24 protein-coding genes are annotated in these 23,422 nt (G+C 53.5%); 10 read left to right on the top strand and 14 right to left on the bottom strand.

Features of this window, described 5'->3' with window-relative positions:
* Positions 1 to 28: 28 nt before the first annotated feature.
* Positions 29 to 301: a DUF1127 domain-containing protein gene (locus tag J1779_RS12800; RefSeq protein ID WP_217203934.1), complete on the bottom strand. Its 273-nt coding sequence runs from the start codon at positions 299 to 301 to the stop codon at positions 29 to 31.
* Between the two features lie 168 nt (positions 302 to 469).
* Between J1779_RS12800 and J1779_RS12805 the strand changes: the two genes are divergently transcribed.
* The 3 genes from J1779_RS12805 to J1779_RS12815 all read left to right on the top strand — a co-directional run bounded on the left by J1779_RS12805 (position 470) and on the right by J1779_RS12815 (position 3,970).
* Complete coding sequence (locus tag J1779_RS12805; protein WP_056769528.1) at positions 470 to 1,888, top strand: aminotransferase-like domain-containing protein; 1,419 nt, start codon at positions 470 to 472, stop codon at positions 1,886 to 1,888.
* A 245-nt stretch (positions 1,889 to 2,133) separates the two neighbouring features.
* Positions 2,134 to 3,078: a hypothetical protein gene (locus tag J1779_RS12810; protein ID WP_217203935.1), complete on the top strand. Its 945-nt coding sequence runs from the start codon at positions 2,134 to 2,136 to the stop codon at positions 3,076 to 3,078.
* A gap of 202 nt (positions 3,079 to 3,280) precedes the next feature.
* Entirely contained in the window at positions 3,281 to 3,970 is a 690-nt protein-coding gene (locus J1779_RS12815; protein WP_056769523.1) for a fumarylacetoacetate hydrolase family protein, read from the top strand.
* A 20-nt stretch (positions 3,971 to 3,990) separates the two neighbouring features.
* Here J1779_RS12815 and J1779_RS12820 read toward each other — a convergent pair whose 3' ends face one another.
* The 6 genes from J1779_RS12820 to bglF form a co-directional block, all read right to left on the bottom strand.
* Complete coding sequence (locus J1779_RS12820; protein WP_122094910.1) at positions 3,991 to 4,797, bottom strand: hypothetical protein; 807 nt, start codon at positions 4,795 to 4,797, stop codon at positions 3,991 to 3,993.
* Entirely contained in the window at positions 4,797 to 4,994 is a 198-nt protein-coding gene (locus J1779_RS12825) for a hypothetical protein (RefSeq protein ID WP_056769520.1), read from the bottom strand. The genes J1779_RS12820 and J1779_RS12825 overlap by 1 nt, the downstream gene beginning before the upstream one ends.
* Positions 4,995 to 5,167: 173 nt before the next feature.
* Positions 5,168 to 6,649 (bottom strand): L-asparagine permease, encoded by a 1,482-nt coding sequence (ansP, locus tag J1779_RS12830; protein ID WP_217203936.1) that lies wholly within the window; start codon positions 6,647 to 6,649, stop codon positions 5,168 to 5,170.
* A gap of 230 nt (positions 6,650 to 6,879) precedes the next feature.
* Positions 6,880 to 7,728, bottom strand: a complete 849-nt coding sequence (gene licT, locus J1779_RS12835; protein WP_122094908.1) for a BglG family transcription antiterminator LicT — start codon at positions 7,726 to 7,728, stop codon at positions 6,880 to 6,882.
* Between the two features lie 85 nt (positions 7,729 to 7,813).
* A complete protein-coding gene (locus tag J1779_RS12840) occupies positions 7,814 to 9,211 on the bottom strand; it encodes a glycoside hydrolase family 1 protein (protein WP_183847469.1) in 1,398 nt (465 codons plus the stop codon).
* Positions 9,212 to 9,248: 37 nt separating this feature from the next.
* Positions 9,249 to 11,123 carry a PTS beta-glucoside transporter subunit IIABC gene (gene bglF / locus J1779_RS12845; protein ID WP_217203937.1) on the bottom strand — a complete coding sequence of 625 codons (1,875 nt, stop codon included), beginning with the start codon at positions 11,121 to 11,123 and terminating at the stop codon, positions 9,249 to 9,251.
* A 732-nt stretch (positions 11,124 to 11,855) separates the two neighbouring features.
* Here bglF and J1779_RS12855 point away from each other — a divergent pair.
* Entirely contained in the window at positions 11,856 to 12,122 is a 267-nt protein-coding gene (locus J1779_RS12855; protein WP_056769510.1) for a helix-turn-helix domain-containing protein, read from the top strand.
* A 131-nt stretch (positions 12,123 to 12,253) separates the two neighbouring features.
* On the opposite strand, the gene ruvB is transcribed toward J1779_RS12855, so the two are convergent.
* The 6 genes from ruvB to aspS form a co-directional block, all read right to left on the bottom strand.
* The gene (ruvB, locus tag J1779_RS12860; protein WP_056769508.1) at positions 12,254 to 13,261 is read right to left on the bottom strand and encodes a Holliday junction branch migration DNA helicase RuvB; all 1,008 of its coding nucleotides are present in this window, start codon (positions 13,259 to 13,261) and stop codon (positions 12,254 to 12,256) included.
* A gap of 8 nt (positions 13,262 to 13,269) precedes the next feature.
* Positions 13,270 to 13,884 (bottom strand): Holliday junction branch migration protein RuvA, encoded by a 615-nt coding sequence (ruvA, locus tag J1779_RS12865; RefSeq protein ID WP_013575037.1) that lies wholly within the window; start codon positions 13,882 to 13,884, stop codon positions 13,270 to 13,272.
* Between the two features lie 87 nt (positions 13,885 to 13,971).
* On the bottom strand, positions 13,972 to 14,493 hold the full coding sequence (gene ruvC / locus J1779_RS12870; RefSeq protein ID WP_056769506.1) for a crossover junction endodeoxyribonuclease RuvC: 522 nt from the start codon (positions 14,491 to 14,493) through the stop codon (positions 13,972 to 13,974).
* A gap of 109 nt (positions 14,494 to 14,602) precedes the next feature.
* Positions 14,603 to 15,346 (bottom strand): YebC/PmpR family DNA-binding transcriptional regulator, encoded by a 744-nt coding sequence (locus tag J1779_RS12875; protein WP_056769504.1) that lies wholly within the window; start codon positions 15,344 to 15,346, stop codon positions 14,603 to 14,605.
* Between the two features lie 25 nt (positions 15,347 to 15,371).
* Positions 15,372 to 15,818, bottom strand: coding sequence for a dihydroneopterin triphosphate diphosphatase (gene nudB, locus J1779_RS12880; RefSeq protein WP_056769502.1), 447 nt, complete (start codon positions 15,816 to 15,818; stop codon positions 15,372 to 15,374).
* Entirely contained in the window at positions 15,818 to 17,614 is a 1,797-nt protein-coding gene (gene aspS, locus J1779_RS12885; RefSeq protein ID WP_217203938.1) for an aspartate--tRNA ligase, read from the bottom strand. The genes nudB and aspS overlap by 1 nt, the downstream gene beginning before the upstream one ends.
* Before the next feature lie 335 nt (positions 17,615 to 17,949).
* Between aspS and J1779_RS12890 the strand changes: the two genes are divergently transcribed.
* The 6 genes from J1779_RS12890 to J1779_RS12915 all read left to right on the top strand — a co-directional run bounded on the left by J1779_RS12890 (position 17,950) and on the right by J1779_RS12915 (position 22,144).
* Entirely contained in the window at positions 17,950 to 18,525 is a 576-nt protein-coding gene (locus J1779_RS12890; protein ID WP_217203939.1) for a hydrolase, read from the top strand.
* Positions 18,526 to 18,614: 89 nt separating this feature from the next.
* The gene (locus J1779_RS12895; protein ID WP_217203963.1) at positions 18,615 to 19,433 is read left to right on the top strand and encodes a DUF72 domain-containing protein; all 819 of its coding nucleotides are present in this window, start codon (positions 18,615 to 18,617) and stop codon (positions 19,431 to 19,433) included.
* A 110-nt stretch (positions 19,434 to 19,543) separates the two neighbouring features.
* A complete protein-coding gene (locus J1779_RS12900) occupies positions 19,544 to 19,939 on the top strand; it encodes an MAPEG family protein (protein ID WP_122094898.1) in 396 nt (131 codons plus the stop codon).
* Between the two features lie 124 nt (positions 19,940 to 20,063).
* The gene (gene cmoA, locus J1779_RS12905) at positions 20,064 to 20,807 is read left to right on the top strand and encodes a carboxy-S-adenosyl-L-methionine synthase CmoA (RefSeq protein WP_056769494.1); all 744 of its coding nucleotides are present in this window, start codon (positions 20,064 to 20,066) and stop codon (positions 20,805 to 20,807) included.
* Positions 20,804 to 21,775: a tRNA 5-methoxyuridine(34)/uridine 5-oxyacetic acid(34) synthase CmoB gene (gene cmoB / locus J1779_RS12910; protein ID WP_056769492.1), complete on the top strand. Its 972-nt coding sequence runs from the start codon at positions 20,804 to 20,806 to the stop codon at positions 21,773 to 21,775. Before cmoA ends, cmoB begins: the two co-directional genes overlap by 4 nt.
* Positions 21,776 to 22,000: 225 nt before the next feature.
* Complete coding sequence (locus tag J1779_RS12915; protein ID WP_390972432.1) at positions 22,001 to 22,144, top strand: hypothetical protein; 144 nt, start codon at positions 22,001 to 22,003, stop codon at positions 22,142 to 22,144.
* Between the two features lie 463 nt (positions 22,145 to 22,607).
* Here J1779_RS12915 and cutC read toward each other — a convergent pair whose 3' ends face one another.
* Positions 22,608 to 23,366, bottom strand: coding sequence for a copper homeostasis protein CutC (gene cutC, locus J1779_RS12920; RefSeq protein ID WP_217203941.1), 759 nt, complete (start codon positions 23,364 to 23,366; stop codon positions 22,608 to 22,610).
* Positions 23,367 to 23,422: the final 56 nt, after the last annotated feature.

The following is a 23,422-nucleotide window of genomic DNA, read 5'->3' on the forward strand; positions in this document are numbered from 1 at the left end:
CCTCCCCCGTCAGGGGGAGGACGTTAAATCACTTCGGCCAGTTAGGCCAAACACTGCGTGGATATTCTCTGTCGATATCCGATTTCGCCAGCCCGATATCTTTCAGCTGATCCGCACTCAGTCCGTGTAAAATTTTGCGGCTGACCCGGCGCTCATTCCAGCCATATACCACGGCAAACAACTGTTTTAACCATCCGCCTTTTTTAACCGGCATCTGTACTGCACGCTCAGCCACCCCGACATCCGCACAAACCCTTGCCTCACACCCTGCAAACTGACGTTCTTCAATGATATTTTTCATATTCTTCTCCCGTTAACGACCTGACAACAGGATCGGATAAACGGCAAAAACATTACAGATTCAGTTTTTTAGTATTTCAACCATACAGATCTGGATCCAATCACAGATACGGGGTTAGATTGTATGCATCTGTACTGTTTTGTTTGCGCCGAGGTTGAGGAAAAGATAATGAACCGTTATGAAAATCTGGCGAACGTATTAAGTGACCGCATCGAACAGGGGTTGTATCCCGCCGGGATCCGTCTGCCCTCCGTGCGTGTATTGAGCAGTGAGCATGGCGTCAGCGTGAGTACGGTTCAGCAGGCTTACCGCGTGCTGGAAGAGAAACAGCTGGTGGAAGCGCGCCCTAAATCCGGCTACTTTGTGAAAGGCGCGAGGATACAGGCCGCCCTGCCCTCGGGATGCCGCCCGGCACAACGACCCGTTGAGATCTCACAGTGGGATCAGGTGCTGGATCTCATCACTTCCCCGCATCGTCCCGGCGTGGTGCAACTCGGCCGCGGCTCTCCCGATGTTACCGCGCCGACGCTCAAACCGCTCAGTCGCCTGATGGGGCGCGCCGGTCAGCATCAGAATCTCAACGCGTTTCATTACGACAGCATCTACGGCTCGGAAGATTTGCGCGAGCAGATCGCCCGGCTGATGATCGACAGCGGCAGTCATATGGATGCCAGCAATATCCTGATCACCACCGGCTGTCATGAGGCGCTGTCGATCGCCATCCGCTCCGTGTGCGAACATGGCGATATCGTCGCGGTCGATTCCCCGAGTTTTCACGGTGCAATGCAAACCCTGAAAGGCTTCGGCATGAAAGCACTGGAAATTCCTACCGACCCGGTCACCGGAATCAGCCTGGAAGCGCTGGAAATGGCGCTTGAACAGTGGCCCATCAAAGCGATACAGCTGACGCCTAACTGCAATAACCCGCTCGGCTACAACATGCCGGATGAGCGCAAAAAAGGCTTACTGCGTCTGGCGCAGCGTTACGATCTCGCGATTATCGAGGACGACGTCTATGGCGAACTGGCGTATCAGTATCCCCGCCCCGCCACCATCACCTCTTTCGATGAAGATGGCCGTGTTCTGCTGTGCAGTTCGTTTTCGAAAACGCTGGCGCCCGGTTTGCGTGTCGGCTGGATTGCACCGGGCCGCTATCATGACCGCGCCATCCACATGAAATACATCACCACCGGTGCCTCCGCGACGCTGCCACAAATTGCCATCGCCGACTTCATCAAACAGGGACACTATCTGCAACATATGCGCCGTATGCGCAATCAGTACCAGCGAAACCTGTGCGTAATGACCGACTGGGTCATGAAATATTTTCCCTGCGGAACGCGGGTCAGCCGTCCTCAGGGGGGATTTTTGCTGTGGATAGAACTGGATGAGCGTATTGATACGCTGCGGCTAAACCGAATGCTGGAAGAATATAACGTGCAGATCGCCATCGGTTCGATATTCTCCGCATCGGGAAAATACCGCAATTGCCTGCGGATGAATTACGCCCAGCCCCTGACGGCAAAAACCGAACGTGCGGTACAGCGGGTAGGGATGTTGGTTTCGCAGATGCTCGAAGAAAGCTGAACGTCATGACTCCGCCAAGCCTGATCATCAGAGACTGTCAGCCCTGAAACCCTGAGCCCCCCAATAAAAAGACGTTTGTGATTTTCTCACCCTCGAAATCCGTGGCCTGTTTCTCGGGCTCGGATTTTTCTCACCTCAGGTTGATATAGCGCATAAAGCGTTTCCTCCGAAGCTTATATCTTGCCCAACGCCCGGCACGGGTTGCACAGCGAATAAAACAATAAAAACTTCCAAAGGAATTGGATATGAAACACCTCATGACTGCGCTGATTCTGTGCGCACCTCTCGCCACCACGGCATATGCTTCATCAGTAACACCACAAACACTTCATGATTCCGTCAAGAAAATCGGCGCTGCACAGGCCATCAGCCATCTGAATGAACAAGAATTTCAAACACTGACGTCCGGTATTACAAAGGCCGATCCTGAATGGCTAAAATTGGTACCGGAAATCGCACCGGGGCTTGAGGGAGGCAACGCCAGCGCCCTCGTCGAAGCGCTGGCAAGGGCGTTATCAAAGGATCCCAAAAACGTCATCAGCGCCCTGTCCGATCCTGCATCCGCCAGTTTGCCGGGTAAAGAAAAGGTCTGTACGCTGCCTTTCCCCGGTGAAGCTGATGCTTCTCTCGCGCGCTATTATCGTCTGACTGAACCGGCACTGAAAAAAATGGGTGAAAAGGGAAAGTCCTGCCTCGACGAGTTACATAAAGCCTTTGGGAAAATAAGAACCACCGCCCAGGATCAGCAGAATTTTTCACTAAACCGGCAGAAAATTACGCCAGCCCTGCTGTGGGTTGCCATGGAGAAAAACGGTGCTGAAAAGGTCGCCAGTTCACTCTCCGTTGCCAGCCGAAAGACCCTGCAGGATGGGATTTCTCAGGGGGATCGCGAATGGCTGATGATTGCCGATGCCCTGGTCAATGTGACAGATCCGCAAACCCACGCGATGCTGATGCCCGCACTGGCGACAGCGCTCAGCCAGAATCCGGGCGATGTCCTCAAAGTGGCCGAAGGAAATATTGAAACCGATATCCTCTGCGCCATGCCCTTCCCCGATGCCAGCACAAATGCGCTCTCCGCGTACTATCAAAAAACGCAAACTGCACTGCTCAGGCTGCATCGCCGGGGAGAAAACTGCCTGAAGGTACTCCAGAGAGAAAATGAATTGATGGTGAATAAATCCCGTTAAACCGCAAATCACGCGTCAGGGATCTTCCCCGTCCTGTACCGGCTTTCAGAAATACACAGCAGTTGATGGTTTTTAATGACGATGAGCCGGGGGCGCGTTACATATCCTGACCGTCAGACATTGACCAGTAACAACAATTTGCTGGTCAACCGGGGTGTGCTTTGCAAATATAACAATACGTTAACTTTGTGAAGTGAATACGATGACCGAATTTGTAATTGCCGTACCTCAAACGCCTTCTCTGGCCGTTGAAGGCCAGAGTGCACGTTTCCCGCTACGCCGCGTCTACTGCGTTGGACGTAACTATTCTGAGCACGCCCGCGAAATGGGTCACGATCCCGATCGCGAGCCGCCTTTCTTCTTCTCCAAACCTGCCGATGCGGTTGTGCCTGCCAGCGGCAGCGTTCCCTATCCAGGCCTGACGGAAGATTTGCATTACGAAGTCGAGTTGGTGGTCGCCATCGCCAAAGGCGGTAAAGATATCGCCGTCGCCGATGCTCTTTCGCACGTCTGGGGTTATACCGTGGGCGTCGATCTGACCCGCCGTGATCTTCAGGCACAGGCGAAGAAAATGGGCAGGCCGTGGGATTTCGCAAAAGGATTTGATGCCTCAGCCCCCGCCAGCCCGCTGCTGCCGGTCAGCCAGACCGGTCATCCTGCGTCGGGTAAAATCTGGCTGGACGTCAACGGAGAGAAGCGCCAGCGCGGTGACCTGAGCGATCAAATCTGGCAAGTGGCGGATGTCATAAGTTATTTGTCGCAGGCCGTTGAATTGCAGCCGGGCGATCTGATTTACACCGGAACGCCAGCAGGCGTCGGTGCCGTGCAGCGCGGTGATGTGATCACCGGCGGCATTGAAGGCCTGAGCGATTTCAGCTTCACGATGGCCTGAAGATAACCGGACGCCTGATCTCAGGCGTCCTTTTCCCCGATTTTCTTCTGCATATCTTCTTCGATCAGCGGGATCAGCTTCTCAAACGCACAGGCACTCGCCGGGTCGAACAACGACAATGTCTCAATCTGGCTAAGCAGGATCACTTTGCGAAAATTCAGGGCATCCACCGGCTTCGATACCGGCGTGATGCCATGTTCGCTGTAATAGCGGGCGTAATTGTGTTCCACACGAAGTTCGAGCGTGTCCTTGTCGCAATAGCCACTGACCATCGGGATCACCACGACATTATCGGAGGAGGACGTTTCGCATCGTGCAGTATGCACCATGCCGATATAAACCCGGCGCGATTGCAAAGTGATGAACACCATGTCGCCCTGCTCCATGCACTGGTACAAAATGCCTTCCACACCGTTGGCGCGCGTCAGTTGCTTGTAGAGCTCCTTGCGTCCGGCGGTGTTGAGCCGTAACCCCTGCGACCAGGTCGTGCGCATCAAACACAGCATCACCGACACCGCGAGCATAATGACCACCGGCGCCTGGATCCCGAGGAAACTCCAGTTGATAAAATCACGGTGGTAGTGCACATCCTGATGTAGATGCGACAGCTCAGGCAGCCAGTTCACAACGGTGGAAATGCCCCACAGCGCCAGATACACCAGTGCAATCACCAGTACGCCCTGTAAGACAAATATGCAGCCGTACAGCGCCACCAGGAAATAGACATCCCAGCCGAACGTGCGTTTGAGTTTGAAACGAGATGAGATGTCGCGGGTGGTGTACCAGTACCCGCAGACCATTAACACCATAAATACCGCCGTTGCCATTACAACACGCTCATGCGTTTGACGTGACGGGCGAAGTCTTCCTGCATCTCCTGATTGGCAGGATTAACCGAAGCGGTGCCATTTTCGTCGATCAAAATGCGCTCCCCTTCTTCAAGCGTATTTTCAATATCGGCAGCGCTGAACAACCCTAAAAACTTTTCAGGGCTGGAAAAAATTTGTAGCAGGATCTTAAACATGCGTCTCTCTTGTCTTTGCAAAGACCTAAGACTAGTCAACTGATGGGGAAAAGGGACAAAGGCCGGGCAGTTTAGGAATAATTACTTGTGCTGGCTTAAAAAGCCGCAATGATTAAAAGGGCCGCCTTTGCGGGCAGCCCTTGGTCGTTTATCACAGCAGTACCCGGAAGGAATTACTTCACTTCTGCGCCGTCATGATATGCTTCTTCGTGCGCGTCCTGTGCTTGTTTAACTTCTGCAGCGCGTTTGCGCAGGCCTATCCAGCCCAGCACCAGCAGAATGATCAGCACCGGAATGGTCGCAATGGTGTAGGTACCGTTCGGGTAGTCAAACGCCATCAGCACCAGCACGCTCGCCAGGAAGGCCAGCGTCAGCCAGGAAGTCACCGGCGCCCACGGCATTTTAAAGGACACGTCTTTCGCACGGCCTTCTTTAATGGCGGTACGCAGCTTCATCTGGCAGACAATGATAAATGCCCATGAACTGAGGATGCCCAGAGAGGCGACGTTCAGGACAATCTCAAACACCTGCGAAGGCACGTAGTAGTTCAGCACGACGCCGATAATATAAATCCCAACGGTAACCAGAATGCCCGCATACGGCACCTGCTGCGCACTCATTTTCGACATGAATTTCGGCGCAGAACCGCCCATCGACAGAGAACGCAGGATACGACCAGTGGAATACAGCCCGGAGTTCAGGCTCGACAGCGCCGCCGTCAGCACCACGATGTTCATGATGGTACCGATGTAAGGTACGCCCAGTTTGCTGAAGAAAGTCACGAACGGACTTTGCCCCGCCTGATAGGCATTCCACGGCAGCAGCAGCACAAGCAGCACCACCGAACCCACGTAGAATAAGGCGATACGCCAGATCACGCTGTTGATGGCTTTTGGCAGCACTTTCTCAGGATCTTTGGTTTCGCCCGCCGCCGTCCCGACCAGTTCGATCGCAGCGAAGGCGAAGACCACGCCCTGTACAAGCACCAGCGCCGGCAAGAGGCCGTGCGGGAATATTCCGCCGTTATCTGTGATCAGATGCAGGCCGGTCGAATTGCCATCAAGTTCCTTACCGGTACCGAGGAATACAACGCCGACCACCAGGAAGATGGCGATGGCCGCGACTTTGATCAGCGCGAACCAGAACTCCATTTCGGCGAACCACTTCACACCAATCATATTCATGGTGGCGACAATCGCCAGTGCGCCCAGCGCGAACATCCATTGCGGAACATCACCGAAGGTTCCCCAATAGTGCATATACAGAGCCACTGCGGTGATATCGACAATCCCGGTCATCGCCCAGTTAAGGAAATACATCCAGCCAGCAACGTAAGACGCTTTTTCGCCAAGAAACTCACGTGCATAAGAAACGAAACTGCCGCTGGTCGGACGGTGTAACACCAGTTCGCCAAGCGCACGCAGGATAAAGAAAGAGAAAATACCGCACACGGCGTAAACAATCGCCAATGCCGGACCGGCCATCTGCAAACGTGCGCCTGCACCGAGGAACAAACCGGTACCGATAGAGCCGCCAATAGCAATCATCTGAACCTGACGATTGCCCATGCTTTTGTGATACCCGTCGTCGTGCGAATCCAACCAGCGTCTTTTAGCAGCGCGTTTGGCCTCTGCCGACTTTTTATGAGACTTCATTCGATCTTGTTCTCCAAAAATGACCTTCGCCTGGACGTCTTATAGGGCAAGCAACCGATTGCAAGCCTGGACGTTTACGTGGTTTATCCACTGTATTTTTTTAGCCGGAACTGTTTTCAAGCAATAACGGCGAAGGATGCTACCTGTTCTCACTTACCGAGGCAAAAAAAACGTCACTAAAAATTGTTATCACTCATATTTCGCAGGACGAATTTTGTGGATACGTGCGGTCAGGATGTCTCTTTTGGCAGGCTCTCTTTTCTGACCCGCTCAATGTTAATTGACAGGTACATGACCTCTTCCGTGGTCAGCTCACGCTGATATTGCGCGCTCAGGTAATCACCAATCTTTTCGGCGCAGGTCCAGGCCTGCGGGTAATTTTCTTTCACCGCCACGTGCAGCGTCATGTCGTCGTCAGCCACTACCGTACGGCTCAGCATACGCTGTGCGAAAAATTTGAGATGGGTGACAAACCGCTGATAACTTAGCGATTCTTCGTCATACTCGAGCCGCAACTGGTATTTCACCAGGTTAAGAATTTCCTGCATGACGCGGGTGATCTGCGCCACTTCCGGCATTTCGCCGTTAAGCTGAGCATTCACCAAATGGAGGGCAATAAATCCCGCCTCGTCGGGCGGCAGGCGAACGCCAAGGCGGCGGTCAATGATCTCCAGCGCGTCGAGCCCCAGTGCGTATTCTTTCGGGTACAGACGGCGGGTTTCCCACAGCAGCGCATTACTGATCGGCACACCCTTTTTCTGCCGTTCGATGGCAAAATTGCAGTGATCGGTCAGCGCGATATACAGATTTTCCTGTAATTTGCCCAGACGGGTGCGCGCCAGCGTGATGATGTGATCACAGGTGGTCATCACTTCCATCGGTATATGGGATAAAAGCTCGGTCAGGCGGGCAACAAGTTCATCATTTTGCAGCGCAAAGATTTTCTCGATTTTACTGTCGTCGAGTTCATCTCCCGTTTTTTTCATAAACGCCAGCCCGCAGCCCATAACCACCTGTTCGCGTTGCTGTTCGTTAACGACAACCACCACATTATTATTGAGTATTTTGGCGATTTTCATTCTAACTCCCTGAAAAGAAAAACCTGACCATCCGTACGGATGATCAGGTTTTGTCTGCCGCTGTCTACGGATCTGCCTGATAATATCAGGATTTCAACGATGCACCGTGAGATTTAATCACCTCGGTATACCAGAAGAAGCTTTTCTTACGGCGACGTTCCAGCGAGCCATTGCCCTGATCGTCGCGGTCAACGTAGATATACCCGTAGCGTTTGGAGAATTCAGCTTTCGACGCGCTCACCAGATCGATAGGCCCCCAGCTGGTGTAGCCCATCACTTCCACGCCGTCCTCAATCGCTTCACGCACCTGAACTAAATGGTCGTTGATGTACTGAATGCGGTAATCATCGTTGATACTGCCGTCGGCTTCGAGCTTATCGCGCGCACCCAGGCCGTTTTCAACAATAAATAACGGTTTCTGATAGCGGTCATACAACTCATTCATCAGGAAGCGCAAACCTTCCGGGTCAATCTGCCAGCCCCATTCTGAACTTTCCAGATGCGGATTTGGCACCATGTTCAATATATTGGCGCGCGCTTTGATATTCAGCTCTGCATCGGTGGTCACACAACCGGTCATGTAGTAACTGAAAGAAATAAAGTCGACGGTTTCTTTCAGCGCCTGTTTGTCTTCCGCGGTGATGATGATTTCCATGCCGCGATCTTTAAAGAAACGCGGCATATAGGCCGGGTACGCACCGCGCACCTGAACATCACCGAAGAATAACCAGTCACGGTTCTGTTGCAGCGTTTCCATCATGTCTGCCGGTTTGCAGGTCAGCGGGTAGAGCATGCCGCCCAGCAACATATTACCGATTTTGGCATCAGGAATAATCTCGTGGCAGGCTTTTACCGCTTTGGCGCTGGCAACCAGCTGGTGGTGGATCGCCTGATAAATTTCCTGTTTGCTGCTGTCTTCCGGCAAGCCCACGCCGGTAAAGGGTGCGTGCAGCGACATATTGATTTCGTTGAACGTCAGCCAGTATTTGACCTTATCTTTGTAACGGCTGAATACGGTGCGGGCGTAGTTTTCAAAGAAGCCGATGGTGTCGCGGCTTCCCCAGCCACCGTGTTTTTTTACCAACCCGTAAGGCATTTCGTAGTGAGAAAGCGTCACCAGCGGCGTAATGCCGTATTTTGCCATTTCATCAAACAGGCGGTCGTAAAAGGCCAGTCCGGCCTCGTTTGGCTGCGTTTCATCACCCTGCGGAAAAATACGCGTCCAGGCAATTGACGTCCGCAAAACGGTAAAACCCATTTCGGCAAACAGCTTCATATCTTCCGGATAGCGGTGATAGAAATCGATCGCCACGTCTTTGACGCCGAAATCCCCCTCCACACGCTCCTGCACCGGACCGAAAACGCCCTGCGGCTGCAAGTCTGAGGTAGACAATCCTTTACCGTCGGTCAGGTATGCACCTTCTACCTGATTGGCTGCCACTGCGCCGCCCCATAAAAAACCGTTTGGGAATTGCTTATTCATATGAACCTCCTGGCTCTGGTCGTTATCGAAAAAAAACTTATCGTAAAAGCGTAAGCAGTGGCGTTTGTTCACTGACGTCCTGGCCAATACTGGCCGGGATCACGTCAAGGTAATCGTCACTGTTGGTCATCAGCACCGGCGTTGTCAGATCGTATCCGGCGTCCGTGATGCCCTGAATATCGAATTCGAGCAGCAAATCGCCCTGCTTCACCACCGCATCGACGGCTACATGTGGGGTAAAGAACTTTCCGTCGAGCTTCACGGTATCGATGCCGACGTGGATCAAAATTTCCGCGCCGTCTTCGCCCTCAATTCCGATGGCATGATGCGTTTTAAACAGAGAAACCACCGTGCCGTTTACCGGTGAAACCACCCGCCCCGTAGTCGGTATAATGGCGACACCTTTACCCAGCAGACCGCTGGCAAATGTGGGATCTTTTACCTCTTCCAGCGCCACGCAGGTGCCGGTCATCGGGCTTGCGATCAGCGTTTTACCCCGCGGTGCCTGTGCCAATTCTGCCGCCACTTTCGGATCGGGTCCGGCTGCCACCTCTTCTTCTTTCATGCCGAAGAGATAAGTTGCCAGGGCAGCAAACACCAGGGCAATCAGCGTACCAACAATGGCCGCGGTGACTGTCTGGTCAAAACCTGTCGGAGGGATCACCTGAGTGAATGTGAAAATGCTGGCAAAACCGAAGGAGTAAGCCGTGGTCTGGAAATAGCCAAGGATCGCCGACCCTAATGCACCGCCGACGCAGCCAAAGATAAACGGCCTGCGGCGCGGCAGGTTGATGCCATACACCGCAGGTTCAGTGATGCCGAAAATCCCGGCGCTGATGGCCGACCCCGCCAGCGCTTTGGTTCGGGCATCTTTGACGCGCAGCATGACGCCGATCACCGCACCGACCTGCCCCATAACCGCAGGGAGTAACAGCGGCAGCATGGTGTCGTGACCGAGAATACTGAAGTTATTGATCATCAGCGGCACCAGCCCCCAGTGCAGGCCGAATATCACACAAACCTGCCACAGCGCGCCCATAAAGGCACCGGCGATCATCGGGCTGACGTGATAAATAAACTGATAACCGTTTGCCAGTTGCTGGCTCGCCCACGTCGCCACCGGGCCGATCACCAGGAATGTCAGCGGAACGATCACCATCAGGCAAATCAGCGGGGTAATAAAATTGCGCAGCGCGCCGGGCAGGATTTTCATCGCCCGTTTTTCCAGCCAGCTGGATGCCCAGGCCGCGAGGATCACCGGGATAACCGATGACGCATAGTTAATGAAAATCAGCGGAATACCAAAGAAATGCTCGGCCGGAGCACCGGCCTGCTGAGCGTCAAAAGCGGCAATCATCAGCGGATGCACCATGGCTGCGCCAATCATCATCGTCACAAACGGATTACCACCGAATTTTTTACCCGCTGTAAACCCAATCACCAGCGGGAAGAAATAAAACATCGCATCGCTGGCGGCAAACCAGACTTTATACGTACCGCTTTCCGGCACCAGCCAGCCGCAGGCAAGCGCCAGTGCCAGAAACCCTTTGAGGATCCCTGAGGCAGCCATGATGCCGATGAACGGCGTAAAGATACCGGAGATCACATCAATTGCCCGCGCAAACAGGCTGCCCTTATCGCCGGACTCTTCGTCACCCCCTTCGGAAAGCGGGCTGGTTTTCACCAGCGCTTCGTAGACTGCGCCTACGTGATTGCCAATCACCACCTGAAACTGGCCGCCACTTTCCACGACCATGATCACACCGGGATTTTTTTTCAGCCCTTCTGCATCGGCCCTGGTGGTGTCTTTTAATTTAAAGCGTAAACGGGTTGCACAATGCACCACGCTGTTCACGTTCTCTTTTCCGCCCACTCCGCGGAGAATTTCATCGGCTAACGTTTTGTATTCCATGGTGTTATCTCATCAGAGTAATGGCGTGGTGCACGATATTGCCGGTATATTCCACAGGGGCGGCCGGCCCCTGAATTCAGGCCAAAAAAAAACCTAAACGTCCGGTTTCTCCGCACAATGCGAAGAAACAAGAAGTTTAGGTTTTGCCTGTCAGACAGTAACAATCCTGCTCTCTGAGGGGATTCTCTGGTGAATCCCCTCCGGATACAAGCCGTAATCCCGGACAAATCGTGAAAATGTGACCGGCCTCAGATTATGTGCAGAAGTCTTGCCTCACAAGCCCCCGGCCGGAGTTCGTTGCGGGCATAAAGCGCTAAATAAGCGGCGTAAGGCTACAAAATTAGTAAGCTGTGTATTGCAACCTTGGTAACCGTTTACACGTTGCGCTATAATTCCTTGTCGCGGCAAAATCCGCGTCCGGGATTCTCAACCTGAATGTTCACTGGCGACATGGAATGCACACACATTCTATGTCTGAGTCTGCGCACACCTATTGCCTGTACAAACAACAAGCAATATCTCAATGGTGGCTCAGGCGGGGCTGACTTAGGTCAGGCCGGTATCCAGTAGAACCGGTGTTGAGAACCCCGTCAGGGCTACCACCAGCGAGATTCTCAACTCCAGTGGCGGCCAAACATTAATCTACTGGACAATGTGAAATGAAAGACAAGCCAAGGCAGGCACTCCCCCTCTCCCGGTCATTATGTGCCCCAGATACGCAGAGGCCGCATTATGACTAACTCCAGAGAAGACTGGCATCCCGCCGATATTATCGCGGCAATTCGCAAAAAAGGTTCAACGTTGACGGCACTCTCCCGGGAGTCCGGACTGGGTTCTTCCACGCTCTCAAATACCCTTTCACGACGCTGGCCGAAAGGCGAAATGATCATCGCGCAAATGATTGGCGTACCGGCCTGGGAAATCTGGCCTAGTCGTTACTACAATGCCAAGGGTGAGTTAGTTGTGCCGAAGTTGCGTACCCCTAAAGCGGAAGTTTAGCCCGTTACGCGGTGAGAGCCCCGCTTTCACCGCCTTTTGAACCCTGCCGTTTACCTGCCTTTTCCTGAATTGCAGAAAACAAAACGGACGCTGATGCGTCCGTTGCAGGATATTTTTGTCTGATTTCGGGCTTATTCTTCGTCGCGAGAGAGTCCGAAATGCTTATAGGCATGATTGGTTGCCATTCGCCCGCGCGGCGTACGCTGAATAAAGCCCTGCTGGATCAGGAATGGTTCAATCACATCTTCGATGGTTTCACGTTCCTCACCAATTGCCGCCGCTAAGTTATCCAGGCCGACAGGTCCGCCGGAAAATTTATCTATAATCGCCAGCAGCAGCTTCCGGTCCATATAATCGAAACCTTCAGCATCCACGTCCAGCATATCCAAAGCGCCATTGGCGACATCACCGTTGATCGTCCCGTCACCTTTCACTTCTGCAAAGTCGCGCACGCGGCGCAGCAGACGGTTAGCGATACGTGGCGTGCCGCGTGAACGGCGGGCAATCTGATGAGCCCCCTCTTCGGACAACTCCAGCCCCAGGCATAGTGCACTTCGCCCGACGATGTGTTGTAAATCCGCCACCTGATAAAACTCCAGGCGCTGCACAATACCGAAGCGGTCGCGCAAAGGAGAGGTCAGGGAACCGGCGCGGGTCGTGGCGCCAATCAGAGTGAACGGCGGCAAATCGAGTTTGATCGAGCGCGCGGCAGGGCCTTCGCCGATCATGATGTCCAGCTGGTAGTCTTCCATCGCCGGATAGAGAATTTCTTCAACAACCGGCGACAGGCGGTGGATTTCATCGATGAACAGCACATCGTGCGGCTCGAGGTTGGTGAGCATCGCGGCCAGATCGCCGGCCTTTTCCAGCACCGGCCCGGAGGTCGTGCGCAGGTTAACGCCCATTTCGTTTGCCACGATATTGGCGAGAGTGGTTTTCCCCAGCCCGGGCGGTCCGAAAATCAGCAGGTGATCGAGCGCGTCTTTGCGTTGCTTAGCCGCCTGAATAAAGATTTCCATTTGCGAGCGCACGTGAGGCTGGCCAACATATTCCGACAGCAGCTTGGGGCGGATCGCACGATCAATGACTTCTTCTTCGGTGAACACTTCGGACGAAATCAGGCGGTCAGCTTCGATCATCTCTTACCTCACAGCGCAGCGCGCAGCGCTTCTCTAATCAACGTTTCTGATTCAGCGCCGGGTTTGGCGACTTTGCTGATCATACGGCTGGCTTCTGGTGGTTTGTACCCGAGGGATATCAGGGCTGCAACGGCTTCGCCTTCAGCGTCAGATTCTTTCGCTTTCGACGCAGATGCAGGTAGCGTGATATCAGTATGATTGTTAAACAAATCACCGTTTAATCCTTTAAACCGGTCTTTCATTTCGACGACCAGACGTTCTGCGGTTTTCTTACCGACGCCAGGTAACTTGATTAAGGCGGTGATTTCTTCCTTTTCTACCGCACTGACGAACTGTTGTGCCGACATGCCTGACAGGATAGCCAGCGCCAGTTTTGGCCCGACGCCGTTAACTTTAATCAGCTCACGGAACAGCGCGCGCTCTTGTTTATCGTTAAATCCGTAGAGCAACTGAGCATCTTCGCGGACGATAAATTGCGTGAAGATGATAGCTTCCTGACCCAGTTCCGGCAATTCGTAAAAACAGGTCATCGGCATATGCACTTCATAGCCCACGCCGTTGGTTTCCAGCAGCACCAAAGGGGGCTGTTTTTCCAGAATAATGCCTCGTAGTCTGCCTATCACGTTCATTTTCCTTATCAGGTCAAAAGCTGCGATGTTTATATCATAAAAAAGGCTGGATGGATATCCAGCCTATGGGACTTGCGGCGTCTATCGCATACGTCCGCGTGCCATCTGTAATTTGTCCGTGCTGAGCCGGATGGCGTTCTGGCTCATGTGACAGTGAGTGATGGCAATCGCCAGCGCATCGGCCGCATCGGCCTGCGGATTAGCAGGCAGCTTCAGCAAGGAACGCACCATGTGCTGAACCTGCGATTTCTCAGCGGCACCGGTACCCACGACGGTCTGTTTCACCTGCCGCGCGGCGTATTCAAACACCGGCAAATCCTGATTCACGGCGGCCACAATGGCGGCTCCGCGCGCCTGACCGAGCTTTAAAGCAGAGTCGGCATTCTTCGCCATAAATACGGATTCGATAGCAAAAAAATCAGGCTGAAATTGCGTGATAATTTCCGACACACCGGCATAAATAAGTTTCAGTCGTCCCGGCATATCGTCCACCACGGTACGGATACAACCGCTGCCGAGATAACTCAGCTGACGCCCTGTCTGGCGAATAATGCCATAGCCGGTGATACGCGAACCGGGGTCGATCCCCAGAATAATAGCCATAGCCAGTCAACGCCTTGTGTTGTCGTTTTTTTGCAAAGTTGGGGGAGAGTATAAACTGCCGGGGGACAACAGGATAGCCAGCCGGTGGTAGCCACCGGCGGCACTGAGATTACAGAGTTTCTGCGATCTCGTCAGAGATTTCACCGTTGTGGTAAACCTCCTGAACATCATCACAATCTTCCAGCATGTCGATCAGGCGCAACAATTTAGGTGCAGTGTCTGCATCCATGTCTGCTTTAGTCGATGGGATCATGGTGACTTCGGCGGAATCCGCTTTGAAACCGGCGGCTTCCAGCGCATCTTTCACGTCGCCCAGACTTTCCCAGGCAGTGAACACGTCGATAGCACCGTCATCGTATGACACGATATCTTCTGCGCCCGCTTCCAGCGCGGCTTCCATCACGACATCTTCATCCAGACCCGGTGCGAAAGTGATCACACCTTTTTTGGAGAACAGGTAAGCCACGGAGCCGTCTGTCCCCAGATTGCCACCGGTTTTGTTGAAAGCATGACGCACTTCCGCCACGGTACGGTTGCGGTTATCACTCAGACATTCAACCATCACCGCCGAACCACCAGGACCGTAACCTTCATAAATGATGGTTTCCATGTTGGTGTCGTCATCACCGCCCACGCCACGCGCCACGGCACGGTTGAGGGTGTCACGGGTCATGTTATTGGACAGGGCTTTGTCGATAGCCGCACGCAGACGCGGGTTAGCCGCAGGATCGCCGCCGCCGAGTTTTGCTGCCGTTACCAGCTCACGAATGATTTTGGTGAAAATCTTGCCACGTTTAGAATCTTGCGCCGCTTTGCGGTGCTTGGTGTTGGCCCACTTACTGTGACCTGCCATAAAAATCTCCAAAAAGTCTCAAGTCTTAACAGACCGAATAGTTTACAAATTCTTCAATCGCCTGCTGGTTGCTCGGGGAGACCGTCAGCGCTGCGGCTGCCGGCTTATCGAGCCACCGGTACGCGTGATGTTCCGTAAGAGGCACCTCACGCTCGTCGGGTAACGCCAGACAGAACCAATGTTCTTTGTTGCGGGTTACGCCCGGAGCATAGCGATGGCGCAAATGCGCAAATATTTCAAAGTCCTCACAGCGATGGCAGTCCTGAAGAGTCAGGTTTTCACCTGCGATGTCGATTCCGACCTCTTCCATGACTTCGCGCTGCGTGGTTTGATTCGGGGATTCCCCGTCCTCCAGGCTGCCGGTTACCGACTGCCAGAAATTCGGGTCATCCTTTCGTTGAAGCATCAGCACCCTGCCGGTGTTTCTGGCGTAGATGACGCACAGTATCGACTCAGGACGCTTATAGCTCATTAGTTATTCTCTGTATTTGTGTCTGGCGTCACTTCTTTTTTCGCCACGACTGCAATGCCCAGTTCCAGCAGGGAAGCCGGATTGGCAAAGCTTGGGGCTTCGGTCATCAGACAGGCCGCTGCCGTGGTTTTCGGGAAGGCGATCACGTCACGGATGTTGTCCGTACCGGTCAGCAGCATCACCAGACGATCCAGACCAAATGCCAGACCCGCGTGCGGAGGCGTGCCGTATTTCAGGGCGTCGAGCAGGAAGCCGAATTTCTCACGCTGTTCGTGTTCGTTAATACCCAGAATGCTGAACACGGTCTGCTGCATTTCGCTGCGGTGAATACGCACGGAACCGCCGCCAACTTCATAACCGTTGATGACCATATCGTAAGCATTCGCAATCGCGGAAACCGGATCCGCCGCCAGCTCTTCTGCGGTCATGTCTTTCGGCGCAGTGAACGGGTGGTGCATAGCGCTCAGGCCGCCTTCGTCGGTGTCTTCGAACATCGGGAAGTCGATCACCCACAGCGGCGCCCACACATCGTCCTGAGTAATTTTCAGGTCGCGGCCCACTTTCAGGCGCAGTGCACCGATAGCGTCAGTCACGATTTTCGCGCTGGCTGCGCCGAAGAAGATCATGTCGCCGTCTTGAGCGCCGGTGCGTTCAGTCAGGGCAGACAGCAGTTCTTCGTTCAGGAATTTCGCGACCGGGCTCTGGATACCTTCCAGACCTTTCGCCACTTCATTCACTTTGATGTAAGCCAGACCTTTCGCGCCGTAGATTTCGATGAATTTTGCGTATTCGTCGATTTGCTTACGGCTCAGGGACGCACCGCCCGGCACACGCAATGCAGCCACGCGGCCTTTCGGATCGTTGGCCGGATCGGCAAACACTTTGAACTCGATATTTTTCATCAGGTCCGCAACGTCAACCATTTCCATCGGGTTACGCAGGTCAGGTTTGTCGGAACCGAAACGACGCATCGCTTCTGCATAGGTCATGATCGGGAAGTTGCCCAGATCCACGCCTTTAATTTCCTGCCACAGCTCGCGCGCCAGTTTCTCCATCACTTCACGCACCTGTTCTGCGCTCATGAAAGAGGTTTCGACGTCAATCTGGGTAAATTCTGGCTGACGGTCAGCGCGTAAATCTTCATCACGGAAGCATTTTACGATCTGATAATAACGGTCAAAGCCGGACATCATCAGCAGCTGTTTGAACAGCTGAGGAGACTGTGGCAAGGCATAGAATTTGCCTTTGTGCACGCGGCTTGGCACCAGATAGTCACGCGCACCTTCCGGCGTGGCTTTGGTCAGCATCGGGGTTTCGATGTCGAGGAAATCATGGCTGTCCATGAAACGGCGCACGAAGCTGGTGATTTTTGCACGCGCTTTCAGGCGGTTCGCCATCTCAGGGCGGCGCAGATCCAGATAACGGTATTTCAGGCGCGCTTCTTCGGAGTTGACGTGATTGGAGTCAAGCGGCAGGGATTCGGAACGGTTGATGATGTTCAGGCCGCTGGCAAACACTTCCACTTCACCGGTCGCCATGTCTTTGTTGAACTGGCTTTCAGGACGCGCGCGCACGGTGCCGGTAAGCTGAATGCAGAACTCGTTACGCAGTTCAGACGCCAGTTTGTAGGCTTCTGCCTGATCGGGGTCGAAGAAAACCTGAACGATGCCTTCGCGGTCACGCATATCGATGAAAATCAGACCACCCAAATCGCGTCGACGGTTAACCCAGCCACACAATGTCACTTCCTGGCCCACATTGGACGCATTCAGTTTTCCACAATATACAGTACGCATAACGGTATCCTTTTGATCCCACTACCCGGCCTTATGGCGCACAGGTACAGAAACGGTTATTCACTCTGGTCGCCCGCCCGCAAAACGCTGCGGCGCGCGGAATAGGTTTTATACGGGTCGAAAAAAGGCCGCTATTATAAAGGAATTTCCTTCGCAGGATAAGTGCGAACACGTCAACGCGGGCGCGGAAATTCACTCATGTTGCAAGCTACACATAATTTAACAAAATTATCCCCAATGCGATCCCCGCGTTAGCATAGACTCGCGCAATCCCCTTTGTACACGCAGTTCATAATTCCTTTCGCTATTAATGAGATAACCGGGAGCTAAACGCCATGAAACTTGACCCTAACACTACCGCGCTGGTACTGATCGATTTACAGAAAGGAATTTTACCTTTCGCGGGTGGCCCGCATACGGCGCAGCAGGTGCTGGATAATGCCACTGAACTGGCAAACCGCTTCCGTAAACTGGGTGCCCCGGTAGTCATGGTGCGCGTGGGCTGGTCGGATTCTTTCGACGAGGCGCTGAAACAGCCGGTGGACATTCCCGCAGCAGCCCCCGAAGGCGGCCTGCCTGCCAGCTGGTGGGAATTCCCGGAGCAACTGGGCGTGGCTGATAGCGATCTGCTGGTGATCAAACGTCAGTGGGGCGCGTTCTACGGCACCGATCTGGATCTGCAACTGCGCCGTCGCGGCATTAAAAGCATCGTGCTGGCGGGTATTTCCACCAATATCGGTGTGGAATCCACCGCGCGTAACGCCTGGGAACACGGCTATGAACTGGTCATCGCAGAAGATGCGTGCAGCGCGCATAACAACGATCATCATCAGTCCAGCGTACAGTTTATTTTCCCGCGCATCAGCCGCGTACGTTCAACCGCTGAAGTGCTTGCCGCTCTGCCGGAGTAACGTTACCCTGCCCTGACGCATTAATTTTGCTATCCTGACGCCGCCCGCAGAGGCGGCGTTTTGTTATGGAAAAATCGGGAGAATTCGGCATGTATATTGGTTTACCGCAATGGCATCACAGCGCCTGGGCAAAGATTGGTTTGCGCGATCTGGCTGATTACGCGCGGTATTTCAACTGTGTCGAAGGCAACACCACCTTTTATGCCCTGCCAAAGCAGGAAGTGGTGATGCGCTGGCGCGACATGACACCGGGATCCTTCCGTTTCTGTTTCAAATTCCCTTCTGCCATCAGCCATAAAGCTGCACTGGCAAACTGCCAGGAAGATGTCGATACGTTTTACCGCACGCTCGGGCCGCTCGGCGAACGCATCGGCCAGTTATGGCTTCAGCTGCCCGCAACCTTTGCGCCGCAACATCTTGACCGTTTATGGCAATTTCTCGATGCGCTGCCCGCCGGATTTGATTACGGCGTCGAGGTCCGGCATCCGGATTTTTTTGCGAAAGGCGATGACGAGCGGAGGCTGAATCAGGGGTTACGCCAGCGGGGCGTCAACCGCGCTATTCTGGACAGCCGTCCGGTACACAGTTCCGCCTCGGTGACAGAAGCGGTACTCGAGGCCAAACGTAAAAAGCCTGTGTTGCCACTGCACGCCGTAGCCACTGCATCGCGCCCGCTGGTGCGTTTTATTGGCGGTGACGTGCTGGAAGATAACCGGCCTTTGTTTGCGCAGTGGATAACCAAACTTCAGGCGTGGGACGCACAAGGGCTTTCGCCCTATTTATTCATCCACACGCCGGATTGCACCGACGCTCCCCAGCAGGCAAGAAGCCTGTGGCAGCAACTGCGCCAGCAAATGCCTTCGGTGTCGCCGGAACCCGACTGGCCTTTGCAGGACACGTTGTTCTAAGAAAATTCTCTTTTTCATGACGACAGTATTTAGTCAGACCGCTATCATAGCCGCGCAGCGGAGAAGAAAATGGCTCCGCCGGATTACCTGGAATAACCAAGGAAGTCATCATGATTAGCGCGTTATATGTCGTGCTTGCCGCCATACTTTTGATCAAACTCTCTTTCGATGTTGTCCGTTTGCGTACCCAATACCGCATTGCCACCGGCGACGGCGGCTCTTACGAATTGCAAACGGCCATTCGCGTGCACGGTAACGCCGTCGAATATCTGCCGATTGGTTGTTTGTTATTGCTGTTTATGGAAATGAACGGTGCTGCCGTCTGGATGATCCACGCCTGCGGCCTTTTACTGATAGTCGGACGTTTATGTCATTATTACGGGCTAAAGAATCGCGAATTTGCCTGGCGTCGCAACGGCATGGCCGCCACCTATATCTCGCTGGTAGTGATGGTCATGGTGAATATTTTTTACCTGCCGTGGTCGCAGTTCCTCAACTTCAACTGATTTTGGATCTTTTTCCCGTCAGTTTGCAGTGAACACCGGTGCGCAGGTATCTGCCTGCGCCAGTATCTGCTAAAATCTGCCCTCAACTTTTTACCCACACTCTTTTCTGGCCTGACTCACCACTATGGCAAACCACGATACGCTTTTTTCTGCACCAATAGATAAGCTCGGCGACTGGACGTTTGATGAACGTGTGGCCGAAGTTTTCCCCGATATGATCCAACGTTCAGTACCGGGATATTCCAACATCATTTCGATGATTGGTATGCTCGCCGAACGCTTCGTTCAGCCTGATACGAATGTCTACGATCTCGGTTGTTCGCTGGGTGCCGCCACGCTGTCGATGCGTCGCAACATTAAGGTGCCGGGCTGCGAAATTATTGCTGTCGATAACTCCCCTGCCATGGTAGAGCGCTGCCGCCGACATATTGATGCTTTCCGCGCCGAGACGCCGGTAACCGTCATTGAATCGGATATTTTGAATATCGAGCTGAAAAATGCCTCGATGGTGGTGCTTAACTTCACACTGCAATTCCTCGAACCTGACGATCGTCAACGCCTGCTCAATCAGGTGTTTGAGGGAATGCGTCCGGGAGCGGCGCTGGTGCTGTCCGAAAAATTCAGCTTTGAAGATAAAGATGTGGGCGAGTTACTGTTCAATATGCATCACGATTTCAAACGTGCGAACGGCTACAGTGAACTTGAAATCAGCCAGAAACGCAGCATGCTCGAGAACGTGATGCTGACCGACTCTGTCGAAACACATAAAACCCGCCTGCGTCAGGCCGGTTTCCAGCACACGGAAGTCTGGTTCCAGTGCTTTAACTTCGGCTCACTGATTGCGCTGAAAGCCGGAGAAGCACAATGATCGATTTTGGTGATTTTTACCGCGTTATCGCCAAAGGGCCGTTAAGTCCGTGGCTCAATACCCTGCCCTCCCAGCTGACCGCCTGGCAAAAAGAGTCGCTGCACGGCAAGTTCAAACTGTGGTTCAACTCCGTCGATCGCCTGCCGCTGATCAAGCCAGAACGTCTGGATTTGCTGCACAGCGTCAGCGCTAACATGGAAGTGCCTTTACCGGCCGGTCAGCGCGAAGGCATTGAAAACCTGCTGCGCAATATGATGCCATGGCGCAAAGGCCCGTTCTCATTGTATGACGTTGAAATCAATACCGAATGGCGTTCTGACTGGAAATGGGATCGCGTTCTGCCGCATATTTCCCCCCTGACCGGACGAACCATTCTGGATGTCGGCTGCGGCAGCGGTTATCACATGTGGCGCATGATTGGCGCAGGCGCACATCTGGCGGTCGGTATTGACCCGATGCAGTTGTTCCTGTGCCAGTTCGAAGCGGTGCGTAAATTGCTCGGTGGCGACCAGCGTGCACACTTATTGCCGCTGGGCATTGAACAACTGCCTGAACTCAACGCTTTTGACACCGTTTTTTCAATGGGTGTGCTGTATCACCGTCGCTCGCCGTTGGATCACCTTTACCAGTTAAAAAACCAGCTGGTCAGCGGCGGCGAACTGGTGCTGGAAACCCTGGTGGTCGAAGGCGACAGCCAGCAGGTGCTGGTGCCAGGCGACCGTTATGCGCAAATGGGCAATATCTACTTCATTCCTTCCGCGGATGCGTTAAAGGACTGGCTGGTGAAATGCGGTTTTGTTGATGTGCGCATTGCCGACGTCAGCGTCACCACCGTCGAAGAACAGCGCCGAACCGACTGGATGACCAGTGAGTCACTGGCCGAGTTTCTTGACCCGAACGATCCGACCAAAACCATTGAAGGCTATCCGGCACCGCGCCGCGCCCTGCTTATCGCCCGCAAACCATAACGCCTGCCCTTCCCTCCCGTCGCCCGGCGGGAGTTTTAATGTCGACACTTTCCTACACGTTCTGTAACACCATCAGCAACAACTTAAGTAAAAAAGGGCTAACCTTTTAGGGTTGGCTATCCGTTTGTTCTGACAGAGATCGTCGTTTACGTGTTGGGAGGAAATATGAAGTTCCCTAATGGCAGTATCGTTAAACACAGATCCGGAGACATCAAAGGTTCCGTCATGAATACTTTTGAATCGGCAAAGGGAGTGGTGTCGTACTACGTCACGTGGGGGGATGGAACCAGCAGCCTGCACCAGGAAAATGAGCTGCAGTGGGCCAATATTGACGTCGCAATCCGGATTAAAAATTTCTACGAAAAGTAACCTGCCTGCAAATAATCCCCCGTCACTGGCGATAAACCCGCCGGGTTTATCGCTTTTATCTTAGGTTAACGCGTGCTGTGTTACAGGCCTTTGTAAAGCTTCTGCTTTTTGCGCTTTATTAATGGATTGATGGATGCCGTTTCGTGTATAAAATCGTCCAAACTCCTTCATCTGATCGCGATGCCCCCCGCTTCGCGGAGAACGTCATGCGCAGAAAAATCCGCTTCCTGTTAGACAGAGCCTTTATCGTTTTTGGCATTTTCATTATGTGTCTGGTCGTCAAAGCTGGCATGTTTGGCGTGGCGCTGCTGACCTGGGGCTGAAAGCACGGCAGCAGGACTGCCTCGTTGCCATAATCCGCGCACAAAAAAAGCCCCGCCAAAACGACGGGGCCTGGTACTTGCGCAGGGCGACGCAATAAGGGTCGTAAGACCCAATTAAATCTGTTTAAACCTTGCGTCGATCACGCGGACCGGGATATTTCATCGTCGAACTGCAATGTGCTTTTCATTGCGGCAACAATATCGCCATCCACGCAATAACGACTGAATTCATCAAAATCTGTGTCAGAACTCATGGTGACACCGGCTTTACGGTAGCGCATGGCTGATTTCACCTGACGCCCCGCCGAACTGTGCAATTCTGTCAGCCCGATATCCACGAACTTTTGCAAATTGGTCAGACGCACACCTGCGCCTGCCATAATGATAGGACCACGCGTTAGCTGATTCAGTTCCCGAAGTATCGGCAATCCGACTTCGGCATTCTGTTGCTGGCCAGAAGTCAGAATGCGCGCCACCCCTAACTGAGTCAACTGCTCGAGCGCGACCTTCGGATTGAGGCACATATCGAAGGCTCGGTGGAACGTGACCGCCATATCTGAGCACAGCGCCATCACTTCCCACATGCGCGGCATATCGATATGCCCTTCCGCATCCAGCATCCCGACCACAATGCCGGGGAAACCCATATCACGCATACAGGCAACGTCACTTTTCAGCACGTCGAATTCACTCTGGCTATAGCAAAAGTCACCACCCCGTGGCCGAACAATCGGATGCACCGGGATAGTCACTTTTTCCCTCGCCAGTTTGAGGGTACCGTAGCTCGGGGTGATTCCCCCGTCAGCCTGGCTCGCGCACAACTCGACGCGATCTGCACCGGCCTGCTCTGCCGTTAACGCACAATCTACGCTGTAACAACACACTTCTAACTTAGTCATGTGACCTCTCCTGAAAACGGCATTATGCTACAACACTTGTTTGTAACCGACCATGT

This window comes from Rahnella rivi (assembly GCF_019049655.1).
GTDB lineage: Bacteria > Pseudomonadota > Gammaproteobacteria > Enterobacterales > Enterobacteriaceae > Rahnella > Rahnella rivi.